11 protein-coding genes are annotated in these 12999 nt (G+C 73.1%); 6 read left to right on the forward strand and 5 right to left on the reverse strand.

All coding sequences use genetic code 11. From position 1 onward, the window contains the following. Positions 1-54: 54 nt before the first annotated feature. The gene (locus AB0H83_RS33645) at positions 55-564 is read right to left on the reverse strand and encodes a hypothetical protein (RefSeq protein WP_360102127.1); all 510 of its coding nucleotides are present in this window, start codon (positions 562-564) and stop codon (positions 55-57) included. Between the two features lie 60 nt (positions 565-624). On the opposite strand from AB0H83_RS33645, the gene AB0H83_RS33650 reads away from it, so the two are divergent. Both AB0H83_RS33650 and AB0H83_RS33655 read left to right on the forward strand, forming a co-directional pair. Continuing rightward, on the forward strand, positions 625-3294 hold the full coding sequence (locus AB0H83_RS33650) for a WG repeat-containing protein (RefSeq protein WP_360102129.1): 2670 nt from the start codon (positions 625-627) through the stop codon (positions 3292-3294). Between the two features lie 75 nt (positions 3295-3369). After that, entirely contained in the window at positions 3370-4368 is a 999-nt protein-coding gene (locus AB0H83_RS33655; protein ID WP_360102131.1) for an aldo/keto reductase family protein, read from the forward strand. A gap of 55 nt (positions 4369-4423) precedes the next feature. Here AB0H83_RS33655 and AB0H83_RS33660 read toward each other — a convergent pair whose 3' ends face one another. Both AB0H83_RS33660 and AB0H83_RS33665 read right to left on the reverse strand, forming a co-directional pair. Then, entirely contained in the window at positions 4424-5200 is a 777-nt protein-coding gene (locus AB0H83_RS33660) for a site-2 protease family protein (RefSeq protein ID WP_360102133.1), read from the reverse strand. A 5-nt stretch (positions 5201-5205) separates the two neighbouring features. Beyond that, a complete protein-coding gene (locus tag AB0H83_RS33665; RefSeq protein WP_033362496.1) occupies positions 5206-5406 on the reverse strand; it encodes a hypothetical protein in 201 nt (66 codons plus the stop codon). A gap of 106 nt (positions 5407-5512) precedes the next feature. On the opposite strand from AB0H83_RS33665, the gene AB0H83_RS33670 reads away from it, so the two are divergent. Both AB0H83_RS33670 and cobS read left to right on the forward strand, forming a co-directional pair. Further along, complete coding sequence (locus AB0H83_RS33670) at positions 5513-7288, forward strand: bifunctional adenosylcobinamide kinase/adenosylcobinamide-phosphate guanylyltransferase (RefSeq protein ID WP_360102135.1); 1776 nt, start codon at positions 5513-5515, stop codon at positions 7286-7288. Further along, positions 7276-8025 carry an adenosylcobinamide-GDP ribazoletransferase gene (gene cobS / locus AB0H83_RS33675; RefSeq protein WP_360102137.1) on the forward strand — a complete coding sequence of 250 codons (750 nt, stop codon included), beginning with the start codon at positions 7276-7278 and terminating at the stop codon, positions 8023-8025. Before AB0H83_RS33670 ends, cobS begins: the two co-directional genes overlap by 13 nt. A 253-nt stretch (positions 8026-8278) precedes the next feature. On the opposite strand, the gene gcvT is transcribed toward cobS, so the two are convergent. Further along, the gene (gene gcvT / locus AB0H83_RS33680) at positions 8279-9376 is read right to left on the reverse strand and encodes a glycine cleavage system aminomethyltransferase GcvT (protein ID WP_360102139.1); all 1098 of its coding nucleotides are present in this window, start codon (positions 9374-9376) and stop codon (positions 8279-8281) included. Between the two features lie 117 nt (positions 9377-9493). On the opposite strand from gcvT, the gene AB0H83_RS33685 reads away from it, so the two are divergent. Further along, the gene (locus AB0H83_RS33685; RefSeq protein ID WP_360102141.1) at positions 9494-11053 is read left to right on the forward strand and encodes a leucyl aminopeptidase; all 1560 of its coding nucleotides are present in this window, start codon (positions 9494-9496) and stop codon (positions 11051-11053) included. Positions 11054-11116: 63 nt separating this feature from the next. On the opposite strand, the gene AB0H83_RS33690 is transcribed toward AB0H83_RS33685, so the two are convergent. Beyond that, the gene (locus AB0H83_RS33690) at positions 11117-11431 is read right to left on the reverse strand and encodes a hypothetical protein (RefSeq protein ID WP_360102143.1); all 315 of its coding nucleotides are present in this window, start codon (positions 11429-11431) and stop codon (positions 11117-11119) included. Positions 11432-11544: 113 nt separating this feature from the next. On the opposite strand from AB0H83_RS33690, the gene lpdA reads away from it, so the two are divergent. Then, the gene (gene lpdA, locus AB0H83_RS33695; protein ID WP_360102145.1) at positions 11545-12972 is read left to right on the forward strand and encodes a dihydrolipoyl dehydrogenase; all 1428 of its coding nucleotides are present in this window, start codon (positions 11545-11547) and stop codon (positions 12970-12972) included. Positions 12973-12999 lie beyond the last annotated feature (27 nt).

The following is a 12999-nucleotide window of genomic DNA, read 5'->3' on the forward strand; positions in this document are numbered from 1 at the left end:
GTGGCGTTGGACGCCTCCCAAGCCGTACCCTCCCTTCGCGACCGGACCACGATTTCACCGGGTAGGCGCGTGGCGGGCGCCGGTGCATGATTGGTGCCGGAGTGGGGCGAGGAGAGCGAAGCTGTGAGCGACGAGTACCCGGGAGAAGAGCCGGGAACCGCCGCGCCCACCTGGGCGGCCGTGCCGACCATGCCATGGTCCAGGGTGCCGGAGCAGCGACGTGACGAGCAGGCCCCGCCGGGCCGCGGCGCCCCCGACCACCACGGCGAGCCATGGGCCGAGGACCCGCGCCGCCCGCACGGCGACCCGCGGCTGAGGGACCCGAGGTTCGGTGGCGACCCGCGCGGCGGCGATCTCCGCGGGCCCGGTGGACCTGTCGACGAGCGCGGCCGGCCGCACGGCGCGCCGCAGCCACGGCGGGCGCAGGGTCACCCGCAGCAGGGCGGTCACCCGCAGCAGGCACCGCGCCAGGGTCCGCCGCAGGGTCCGCCGCAGGGTCCGCCGCAAGGTCCACCGCAGGGTTACCAGCCGCCCCCGGTCCCACCGGGTCCCGGGGGTCCGCACGGGCGCCCCCAGCAGGGTGGTTACCAGGGGCAGCCGCACCCGCAGCAGGGCTATCCGCCGGTGCCGCAGCAGGGCCGCCCGGGCCAGGGCCGGCCCCCGCAGCAGGGATATGACGACCGCCGCGGGTATGACGGCGGCCACGACGGCGGCCACGACCCCCGGCGTGGCTACGACGGTCCCTATGACGACCGGCGTGGGTACGACGACCGGCGCGGCTTTGACGACCGGCGCGGGTATGACGACCGCCGGGGTCACGACGAGCGCCGCGGGCACGACGGCGGCTTCGGCGACCGGCGCGGGTACGACGAGCGCCGGGGCTACGACGACCGCGGGTACGACGGCGGCTACGACGACCGCGGGTACGACGACCGGGGTTACGACGACCGGCGCGGCTATGACGGCCCACCGGCCGGGTACGGCCGCCCGCAGCAGGGCCGGCCCCGCAACCCCGCGCTGGACGAGCCGACGGACGAGGTCCCCAGGGTGCGCCGTGGCGCGGCCGGGGCACCCGGCGCCGGCCGGGCCACGGTCTACGGCGCTCCCCCGCCGGCCGACGCGCCGATGAGCGCACCGCCGGCCGGCACGACGTACGGCGGCCAGGGCCGCGCCACCGTCTACGGCGCCCCCGCCCAGCAGGGCCCGCCGCCCGCGCAGGGCCGCACGTACGGCGCGCCCGCGCAGGGTGCGCCGGTGTCGCGGACGTACGGGGCTCCGGTGCAGGGCGACCAGGGCCTGGCGGACCAGCCGGTCTCCTCGGCGCCGGTGTCGTCGGCGCCCGTCTCGGCGGCGCCGCACGCCCCGGCGCCCGGCCACGGCTGGCAGGACGACCCAGGCAACCGGCCCGTCTCGTCGGTGCCTGTCTCGGCCGCACCCGTCTCGTCGGTGCCGGTCTCGGCCGCGCCCGTGTCCTCGGCGCCCGTGTCCTCGGCGCCCGTCTCGGCCGCGCCGGTGTCCTCGGTGCCCGTCTCCGCGGCACCGGCCCCGGCGCCGCAGGCACCCGCCCAGCCGCAGCCGCACGTCCAGTCGCCGTTGCAGGGACCCGGGCAGGTCCCGGTGGAGCCGCCGGCCCCGGCCGAGCCGGTCGTCAGCGTGGCACCGTTGAGCGCGCCGCCGGTGGTGACGCCGGATGTGCCGTTCAACGCGTTCGGACCCGCCGGAGGCGGGGAGGCCGGAGCCGCGGCGGTGGTCGTACCGGAGCAGCAGCCGGAAGCAGAGGGGGCAGCCGCTGTGCAGCAGACCGCCATGGACACCTACCGCTCGGCGCCGCTCACCGGCGCCGGGGTCGACGGGTTGCAGGCCACCGGCTACCTGCCGATCGTGCGGCCCGGGGCGGAAGGCTTCCCGGCCGAGCTGGCGGCGCTGCTGCCGACCTCGCCCGCGCCGGCGGCCCGCAACGCCTCGGAGGAGACCGGCGGTCCCGACCCGGAGCAGGTCCTCGCCGGGTACGTGTGGCGCTTCGACCCTGACACGCTGCGCGAGCAGATCGAGGGCGACGAGGTCCAGGAGCTCACCGAGATCCGGGACCAGCTGACCGCGAAGCTCAACGGCGTCGCCGACAACCCGACCCGGGCGCGGCTGCTGAGCCTGCGCGCGGTCGTGTCGCGGATCCTCAATGACCTGCCGAAGGCGTTCGCCGACGGCAAGCTCGCCCTCGCGCACGCCGAGGCGACCGGCGAGCTGCGCCGCATCGCGATCGCGCAGGCCCGACTCGCGCACGTGCTGCAGTGGCGGGAGGAGTTCGACGAGGCCGACCGGCTGTTCACGCTCGCCAACAGCAGCGAGCTGCCGGACCGGCTGCGCGCCACCATGCACCAGCACGCCGGCAAGTGCGCCTACGACCAGGGCCGCTACATGGAGGCGTGCAACCACTTCGAACGAGCCCTCGACCTGCGCAAGGAAGAGGACCCGGAGCTCATCGCGCAGACCGAGCTTGCCCTGGACGCGGTGTTCCGGCGGGTCGCGGAGAAGGGCTGGGGGCCGTACCCGCGCAGCCGCGAGGAGATCCTGCAGATCCGCAAGCCGCCGGCGCCGGCGTTCGACGAGCAGACCCAGCGCTGGGGGTACATCGAACCCGACGGCAACTTCTGCATCGGCCCCGGCTACGTCGACGTGCAGCCGTTCCGCGACGGGGTCGCGTGGGTGCAGCGGCAGGGCTCGGAGATGTGGGAGCTGATCGACGACACCGGCAAGCTGCTCATCGAGCCGGCCGCCGGGTACCTGGGCGTCGGCAGCTTCTCCGACGGGGTCGCCTGGGTGTCCCGCGACGGCACCAACCGCTGGATCGCGATCGACAAGACCAACGCGGTGCTGATCTCGACCGGGTTCGACGACGTGCGGCCGTTCCGCCGGGGCGTCGCGGCGGTCCGGCGCGGCGAGCACTGGGGTGCCGTCGACAGCGTCGGCCGGGTCGTCGTGTCGTTCCAGTACGACGGCTTCGCCACCGCGCTGCTCGACGGCCGGTACATCGACGGCTTCAGTGACGAAGGTCTCGCCGTGGTGTCCCTCGACGGCCGTAAGGGTGTCGTGGACCGCTCGGGCCGGGTCCTGGTCCCGCCGGTGCACCACACGCTGATGATCCACCCGGTCGCGTTCCTGTTCGCCGACGACGCGCAGCGGTGGGGGGCGCTCGACCGGCGCGGCCGGACGGTGATCGAGGCGACGTTCCCGAGCCGGACGGGCGTGACCGACGAGATCGACCGGCTGCTCGCCGACACCCGCCCCGTGATGTGATCACCTTCCCCGGGCATCGGTTCTTTCCCGGGCATCAGTTCGCTGCCGGCGGCGCGGTCCTGTAAGCAAGAGGGTATGGAGTTTCGTCACCTCGGCCGGTCCGGGATGCTCGTCAGCGAGATCTCGTACGGCAACTGGATCACCCATGGCTCACAGGTCGAGGCGGAGCAGGCCACCGCTTGCGTCCACGCCGCCCTCGACCTCGGCATCACCACGTTCGACACGGCCGACGTCTACGCCGGCACCCGGGCGGAGGCGGTGCTCGGCGACGCCCTGAAGGGGCAGCGCCGCGAGGGCCTGGAGATCTTCACCAAGGTCTACTGGCCCACCGGGCCGGGCCGCAACGACCGGGGCCTGTCCCGCAAGCACATCCTCGAGTCGATCAACGGCTCGCTGCGTCGGCTGCAGACCGACTACGTCGACCTGTACCAGGCGCACCGGTACGACCACGCCACCCCGCTCGAGGAGACCATGCAGGCGTTCGCCGACGTGGTGCACAGCGGCAAGGCGCACTACATCGGCGTGTCCGAGTGGCGGGCCGACGAGATCCGGGCGGCGGCCGCCCTTGCCAAGGACCTGAAGATCCAGCTGGTGTCCAACCAGCCGCAGTACTCGGCGCTGTACCGGGTCATCGAGGCCGAGGTCGTCCCCGCGTCGCAGGAGCTCGGGATCGGGCAGATCGTGTGGTCGCCCCTCGCCCAGGGCGTGCTCACCGGCAAGTACCTGCCGGGTCAGCCGCCGCCGGCGGGGTCCCGGGCCACCGACGAGAAGTCCGGCGCCGGGTTCATCTCGGTGCTGCTGCGCGACGAGGTCCTGACCGCGGTGCAGCAGCTCAAGCCGCTCGCGGAGCAGGCCGGGCTGAGCATGGCCCAGCTGGGCGTCGCGTGGGTGCTGCAGAACCCGAACGTGTCCTCGGCGATCGTCGGCGCGACCCGCCCCGAGCAGCTGCAGGACAACGTGAAGGCGTCCGGCGTGAAGCTCGACGCGGAGCTGCTGAAGCGGATCGACGAGGTCCTCGACCCGGTCGTGGATCGCGACCCGAAGCGCACGCAGAGCCCCGCGCAGCGTCCGTAAGGTTTCGTCAACAGGGGGCCGCCTCTGGCGGCCCCCTGTTGCGTGCCCGCGGTTCCTATGACCAGAACTTGAACAGCTGGTAGCCGTCGGAGACCAGGTAGGACGGCAGGCCGAGGACGTCGCCGAGGGAGTAGACGACCTCGAAGAACCAGCCGCCGATGCGCGGTGACCACAGCAGCGCGATGAGCAGCAGCATGCCGTAGGGCGCGACGTGGTTGAAGCCGCGCTGCCACTGCGGGCTCAGCCACGGGAAGAGCAGGTTGCCGCCGTCGACGCCGGGCATCGGCACGAAGTTGAGGATGCTCGCCGTCAGCTGCAGGAACGCCAGGAACGCCAGCGCCGCCCAGAACGCCGGGTCGCCGCCGTTGTCCAGGCCGAGGCTGAACGGCACGACCAGCATGACCGCGAACAGCAGGTTGGTGGCCGGCCCGGCGAAGCTGATCAGGCTGTCCACGATCCGGCTGCGGATCACCGAGTGGTTGACCCACACCGCCCCGCCCGGCAGGCCGATGCCGCCGAGCAGCAGGAACACCACCGGCAGCACGAAGGACAGCAGCGGGTGCGTGTACTTCGTCGGGTCGAGCGTCAGGTAGCCGCGGTGCGCCACGTCGTGGTCGCCGCCCCGGTACGCGACGAGGGCGTGCGCGTACTCGTGCAGGCACAGCGAGATCGTCCAGCCGGCGGCCACGAAGAGGAACACGTCGATCTGGATGTTGCCGAAACCGGTCCAGGTCATCCAGCCGGCGACGGCGAACAGCGCGACGATGCCGAGGAACAGCGCACTGGGCCGGAACGCCTCGCGGGGCAGCGCCGAGACGCGGCCGTACGACATGCGCGTCAGCCTCCCGCCGGCAACAGGCTCATCTTGTATTCCGTGCGATCGTCCTCGGTCAGGATCGCCGTCGTCGCGCCCTTGGCGACCAGCTCACGCCAGCTCTGGCCGAGCCAGGACTCCGCGTCGGACTGGCTGGAAAACGCCTCGTTCGGGCCGTCGACCGCCCGGCTCTCAGCGTCTTCGAACTGCCATGTCCACGCCATCAGTCACGCTCCCGTCCCAGGTAGGTAGTTTCGAGCGTATCGGGCTGACCGCCGAGCGCCGATGCCGCCCACCGGAAAGTGAACCCAGGGCCATAAAGTACGGGGCATGCGGTTGCTGGTACTCGGTGGAATCCGGTCCGGGAAGTCGGAAGTGGCGGAGTCGCTCGTCGCGGACGCGGAGCGGGTGCGTTACGTCGCGACCGCGCCCGAGCTGCCGGGTGGCCTGTCCGACGAGGCGTGGTCGGCGCGGCTGGCCAGGCACCGCGAGCGGCGGCCCGCCGGCTGGAGCACCGAGGAGATCGGCACCGACCCGGAGCGCCTCGCGGACCTGCTGCAGTCGGCGAAACCCGAGGACGTCCTGCTCGTCGACGACCTCGGCGGATGGCTGACCGCCCTGTTCGACAGCATCGGCGACTGGTCCGACCCGCACGCCCTCGACGGCCGCATCGCCGCGCTCGCCGACGCGGTCCGCGCCTGCCAGGCCGCGCTGCTGGTGATGGTCGCGCCCGAGGTGGGGCTCGCGGTCATGCCGGTCACGCAGGCCGGGCGGACGTTCGCCGACGCCAACGGAACGCTCAACCAGCGCGTCGCCGCCGCCAGCGACGGGGTCGCGATGATCGTCGCCGGCGAGGTCAGCTGGCTGCGCGGCGGCGAGGCGGTCGGGCACGCGGGCGGCCGCTTCGCCGCCGGTGCCACGGGCCGTCCGGTGGACACGACGCCGTTCGAGTTCGCCGGCGCGGTCGCCGGGGCGGTGCTGTCCACGGCGGACGGCGGGGAGACCCTGTCGTTCCAGCCGGGCATGGAGCTGCCACTGCCCGACGAGTCGACCGCGGCCGAGGCCGCGGAGCGGCTGCTCACGCTCAAGCTCAACGGCGCCGGCCTCGGCGGTCTCGTCCCCGTCGTCCGCTTCGCCGGCGGCACCCAGGGCCGGCCCGACCCGCGCCCCTGGCAGCAGCCGCGGGTCCTGGTGCTGCGCGGCGACCGGACCGGCGCGTTCGCCGCCGGCGACTCGTCCACCGCCGCCGACCAGCGCCTCCAGGACATCGTCGAGGGCACCGGCACCCTGGCGATGCTGGCCGCCACCGCCGGCGCCAGCGTGCAGGCGATCGACTGCCCCGAGGCCGGCCCGGCGGAGCTGCACGACGCCCTCGACGACGGCAGCGTCGACGCGGCGCTGACCCTCGGCTGGCGGCTCGCCGACGCCGCCGCCAACGAGGGCGTCGACCTGCTCGTCCTGGCCGCCTGCGGGGCCGGCTCCGACGCGGCCGCCGCGGCGATCGTGGCGGTCCTCACCGGTGGTGAACCGGCCGCGCTGCTCGGCCGGGTCGTCGACGCGTCCGGGTTCGTCGACGACGCCGCCTGGATCCGCAAGGTCGGCGCGATCCGCGACGCCCGGCACCGCATCCGCGCCCGCAGCCGCGAGCCGCACACCGTGCTGTCGATGCTCGGCGGCGGCGACATCGCGGTCGCGACCGGCATCCTGCTCGGCGCGGCCTCCCGGCGGCTGCCCGTCATGGTCGACGGCCCCGTCGGCATCGCCGCCGGCCTCGTCGCCCGCGACTACGGCGCGCAGACCCGGCACTGGCTGCTGATGGCCGACCACGGCGAGAACCCCACCGTGAAGCTCGCCGCCGACGTGCTCGGCGTGACCCCGTTCCTGCAGCTCAAGCTGGCCCTCGGCGAGGGCGGCACGTCCCTGGCCACGCTGCCGCTGATCAACACGGCGCTGACCCTGGCCGCGGCGACCCCGCCCCGCGAGCCGGTCACCGAACCCGCCGACGGCCTCACCGAGCAGGAGCGCATCGAGGCCGAGATCCAGCGGGTCGTCGCCGACTCCCCCACCGCCGAGATGCCCTACGTGAAACCGTCGTGGGAGGACTGAAGCTCGCGCTGACCCTCTTCACGATCGCCCCGCTGAACGTGTCGCGGGTCGACCGGCAGACGGCCCGCACGGCGATGGCCCTGGCCCCTCTGATCGGCGTCCTCCTGGGAACGGTACTGGCCGGCGCGGCCCTCGGCCTCCGCGCCGCCGGGGCGTCCGCGCTGGTGGCGGCCGCGGCGACGGTGGCACTGTCGGCCCTGTGCACCCGGGCGCTGCACCTGGACGGCCTCGCCGACACGGCCGACGGGCTCGGCTCGTACCAGGGCCAGGAGAAGGCCCTGGCCATCATGAAACAGCCGGACATCGGCCCGTTCGGCGTGGTCGCCATCGCCACCGTCCTGCTGCTCGACGCGGCCGCGCTGGCCGGCGTCTACACGCGCCCCTGGCCGCAGGCGCTCGCCCTGGTCGCGGCTGGCACCGCAGCCGGCCGCCTGGGCGCGACGATCGCCTGCCGTTCGGGCCTGCCCGCCGCCCGCCCCGAGGGCCTCGGCGCCCTGGTCGCCGAGACACTGCCCCGGTCCGCAGTGACGGTTATCACACTGCTGGTGGCCGCGGCCGGTGCGGTCCTCGCCGACCCGGTCCGCGGGCCGCTGGCGGTGCTGCTGGCCGCCGCGGTGGCTTGGGCGCTGACCCGCCACGCAAGGCGCCGCCTGGGCGGCGTCACCGGCGACGTGATCGGCGCGTGCGTGGAGCTGGCGACGATGACCGCGTGGCTGGTGCTGTCGACCACGCCGTGACGGACCCTCAGACCATCCCGAACCAGCGGACCGAACCAGCGGACCGAACCGGCGGAACGCACCACGCGGCGTCCGCGCCGACACCCGGAGGCGTGCCGGCCGACCGCTCAACGTCACGGTACTCCAGCCGTGGAAATTGATGTTCGAAGTCGTCGCTCTCCGTAGCATACGCCACGTCAAACCGGACGAAAGGCCACAAAAGCGCAGGCCGAGAGACGGGGAGGAACGTGCCCTCCCCGTCCAGGCCGCGATCTCAGCGCACGTTGGACTTCACGAACGGGGGTTTCACCACGCGGACCTTCGACCGGCGGCCGCGCACGTCGAGTGCGATCTCGTCGCCCTCCGTCACCCCCGCGGCGGTGTCGATCAGCGCGAGCCCGATCCCCACCTTGCGCGTCGGTGAGAACGTCCCGCTGGTCACCTCGCCGATCGCGGTGTCGCCGTCGGCCGGCAGGACCGTCATGTGGGCGCGCGGGATGCCGCGGTCCAGGGCCTCGATGCCCCAGAGGAGGCGGCGCGGGCCGGCGGCCTTCTCGGCCAGCAGCGCGTCGCGGCCCCAGAACTGCTCCTTGCCCCAGCCGACGGCCCAGCCGGAGCGGGCCTGGACGGGGGTGATGTCCAGGGACAGGTCCTGGCCGTGCAGCGGGTACCCCATCTCGGTGCGCAGCGTGTCGCGGGCGGCCAGGCCGCACGGACGGGCGCCGGCGGCGATGACGGCGTCCCAGAGGGTGTGGGCGTCGTGGGAGGGCACGACGAGCTCGTAGCCGTGTTCGCCGGTGTACCCGGTGCGGCACACAACGACGTCGGTGCCCTGGAACGACGACACGGTGAAGCTCATGTAGTCGTGGTCGGTGGGCAGGCCGATGCCGTCGAGGAGCTCCCGGGAGCGGGGGCCCTGCACGGCGAGGACGGCGAAGATCTCGTGCTGGTCGACCACGCTGATCCCGGTCGGCGCGGCCGCGACGAGCCGGCGCACCACCTCGGCGGTGTTCGCCGCGTTGGGGATCAGGAACACGTCGTCGTCACCGAAGCGGTACGCGATGAGGTCGTCCACCACGCCACCGTGCTCGTCCAGGCACAACGTGTACTGCGCCTGGCCCGCGGCGATACGATTGAGGTCGTTGCTGAGGCAGCGGTTGACGAAGTCGGCCGCGCCGCGGCCGCGCACCCGGGCCTTGCCCAGGTGCGACACGTCGAACACACCGGCGTCCTCGCGGACCGCCGCATGCTCCTTGAGCACGCCGCCTCCGGCGTATTCGAGCGGCATGTCCCAGCCACCGAACGCCGCGAACTTGGCACCCAGCGCCGCATGACGGTGATACAACGCGGGGTGCCGCAAGGGTTGCGTCATGCCCGCAACCTATCGCGTTGGTTATCGTGTCCAGCACCCGAATCGGCGGCATGCTGAAGGTGCGGTACCGCCGCAGCGGACGCTGACGCAGAACACCACCAGTGATGTGGAGCCCGAGTGACCGCCCTGAACCTGGTCGACACCGACCCCGCCGAGCTCGCCGTCGACGCCGTCGTCGTCGGTGTCTACGCACGCGACGGCGGTGACACCAAGCTGCTGCTCGCCTCCGGCGCGGAGAGTGTCGCGGCGGCGTTCAGCGACCGGCCGGGCGGCGGGCTGGCCGAGACGCTGCGTGTGCTGGGCGCGACCGGGGCGCCGGGTGAGGTGACGAAGGTCGCCGCGTTCGGTGCGGTGGCCGCGCCGCTGGTCGTGGCGGTCGGGCTGGGCCCGGAGCCGGCCGGTGCCGCGCCGGCGGCGGAGACGCTGCGCCGGGCCGCCGGTGCCGCGACGCGGGCCCTGGCCGGGTCGGCGTCCGTGGCGCTGGTGCTGCCGCTGTCGGACCGCGACACGCCCACCGACGAGGAGCTGACCGCCGGGGTGCGCGCGGTCGCCGAGGGTGCCGTGCTCGGTGCGTACCGGTTCGCCGGGTACAAGACGAAGGCGTCGGCGATCCGCCCGGACGCGGTACGCAAGGTGGCGCTGCACGTGCCGGACGCCGGGTCGCGCCTGGCGAAGGCGGCGGTGAAGCGGGCCGGCACGGTGACCGCGGCGGTGATCCGCACCCGCGACTGGGTCAACACCGCCCCCAACGAGCTGCGGCCGCCGCAGTTCGCCGCGCAGGCCGCCGAGGCGGCGCAGGCCGCGCACCTGGACGTGACGGTGCTGGACGAGAAGGCGCTGGCGAAGCAGGGCTACGGCGGCATCCTCGCGGTCGGGCTGGGTTCGGCCGCGGCGCCGCGGTTGGTGCGCATCGCGTACGAGCCGGCCGGCGCCACCCGGCGGATCGCCTTGGTCGGCAAGGGCATCACGTTCGACACCGGTGGCGTGTCGATCAAGCCGGCGCAGGGCATGTGGGAGATGAAGTCGGACATGGCCGGCGCGGCGGCGGTCGTGTCGACGATGCTCGCGGTGGCGGCGCTGAAGCCGAAGGTCGCGGTCGTGGCGTACGCGCCGATGGCGGAGAACATGGCCTCGGGCAGCGCGTACCGGCCGGGCGACGTGGTGACGATGTACAACGGTCACAAGGTTGAGGTGCTCAACACCGACGCCGAGGGCCGCATGATCCTCGGCGACGCGATCGCTCGGGCCTGCGAGGACGAGCCGGACTACCTGTTCGAGGTCTCGACGCTGACCGGCGGGCAGGTGATCGCGCTGGGCAAGCGGATCGCCGGGGTGATGGGCACGCCCGAGCTGTGCGAGCGGGTCCGCGACGCCGGTGACCGGGCCGGCGAGCCGGCGTGGCCGATGCCGCTGCCGGAGGACGTGCGCAAGGGCATGGACTCCGAGGTCGCCGACATCTCGCAGGTCAACGCGGGCATGGACCGGTCCGGGCACATGCTGCAGGGCGGCGTGTTCCTGTCGGAGTTCGTGACCGAGGGCGTGCAGTGGGCGCACATCGACATCGCCGGGCCGAGCTACCACTCCGGTGAGGCGTTCGGGTACTGGGCGAAGGGCGGCACGGGCGTGCCGGTGCGGACCCTGGTCGGCCTGGTCGAGGAGATCGCCGCCGAGGACTGAGCCGCCGCCCGCAACTCAGCACGGCCGCAGCATCGCGGCTCAGCACGGGCCCGCCGGAGGTTCCTAGCTCCCGGCGGGCTTGTTGCGGGCGTTGTAGTCGCGCATCCGCTGCGGGTACCCCACCAGGGCCACGTCGTAGATCGGCAGGCTCATCCGGTGCGCGAACTGCCGCGCCGCCTGCGGGTCGTCGACCCGGCGCCGGGTCCACTCGCCGTCGTGTGCGATCAACAACAGTGTCGTCTCCGTCACTGTCGTGCGGGGCTCGATGAACCCCTCGACGCCCCGCCGGGACCGGACGAACTCCTCCAGGTGCCGCAGATCCTCGCGGTTCGCGGTGCGCCCACCTGCGGCGGGCTTGCGGCGGCGGAACCAGGCCACGATCTGTATCCCTCCCCGTGTGGATCTCCCGCGAGCGGGCACCCGGCGTCCGGCGTCGGGGCACCTACCGTCGCAGGCGAACAGCGGTGGTGACAAGATGGCCAAGGATCGTCATGCCATCACGGACCCACCGGTCCGTGCATCACCTGGGAGAATTCGTGAGCGACCCACACGCCAACTCCTTCGACGTCCTGATCCTGGGCGGCGGCAGCGGCGGCTACGCGGCGGCGTTCCGCGCGGCGCAGCTGGGCCTGTCCGTCGGCCTGGTCGAGAAGGACAAGCTCGGCGGCACCTGCCTGCACCGCGGCTGCATCCCGACGAAGGCGCTGCTGCACGCCGGTGAGGTCGCAGACGCGGCCCGCGAGGCGGAGCAGTTCGGCGTCCAGGCGTCGTTCAACGGCGTCGACATGAAGGCGGTCAACGCCTACAAGGACGGCGTCGTCAGCAAGCTGTACAAGGGCCTTCAGGGGCTGGCGAAGGCTCGCAAGGTGACGCTGATCGAGGGCGAGGGCCGGCTCGTCGGGCCGGACGCGGTCGAGGTGGCCGGCACCCGGTACCAGGGCAAGAACGTCATCCTGGCGACGGGTTCCTACTCCAAGACCCTGCCCGGGCTGGAGATCGACGGCGAGCGGGTGATCACCAGCGAGCACGCCCTGACGCTGGACCACGTGCCCACGTCCGCGGTGATCCTCGGCGGCGGCGTCATCGGCTGCGAGTTCGCCAGCGCGTGGAAGTCCTTCGGGGTCGACGTGACGATCGTCGAGGCCCTCCCGCGGCTCATCGCGGTCGAGGACGAGGCGAGCTCCAAGGCGCTGGAGCGGGCGTTCCGCAAGCGTGGCATCAAGTTCAAGGTCGGCAAGCCGTTCGAGAGCGTCGAGCGCACCGACGCCGGGGTCCGGGTGCAGATCCAGGGCGGCGACACGATCGAGGCGGAGCTGCTGCTGGTCGCCGTCGGCCGTGGCCCGACGACCGCCAACCTCGGTTACGAGGAGCAGGGCATCACGATGGAGCGCGGGTTCGTCATCACCGACGAGCGGCTGCGCACCAGCGTCCCCGGCGTCTACGCGGTCGGCGACATCGTGCCCGGTGTCCAGCTCGCGCACCGCGGCTTCCAGCAGGGCATCTTCGTCGCCGAGGAGATCGCCGGGCAGCACCCGCAGGTGATCGACGAGGCGGGCATCCCGCGCGTGACGTATTCCGAGCCCGAGGTGGCGTCCGTCGGGCTCAACGAGTCCAAGGCCCGCGAGCTGCACGGTGACAAGATCGAGACGGTGCAGTACGACCTGTCCGGCAACGGCAAGAGCCAGATCCTGAAGACCGCCGGTTTCGTGAAGCTGGTGCGGGTCAAGGACGGCCCGGTCGTCGGGGTCCACATGGTGGGCGCCCGGGTGAGCGAGCTCATCGGCGAGGGTCAGTTGATCTACAACTGGGAGGCGTTCCCGGGTGACGTCGCCCCGCTCGTGCACATGCACCCCACGCAGAACGAGGCGATCGGTGAGGCGTTCCTGGCGCTCGCCGGCAAGCCGCTGCACGTCCACTGATTTCAGGGACCCCGACCGCCACAAGCA

The organism is Dactylosporangium sp. NPDC050688 (assembly GCF_040654515.1).
Classification (GTDB): Bacteria; Actinomycetota; Actinomycetes; order Mycobacteriales; family Micromonosporaceae; genus Dactylosporangium.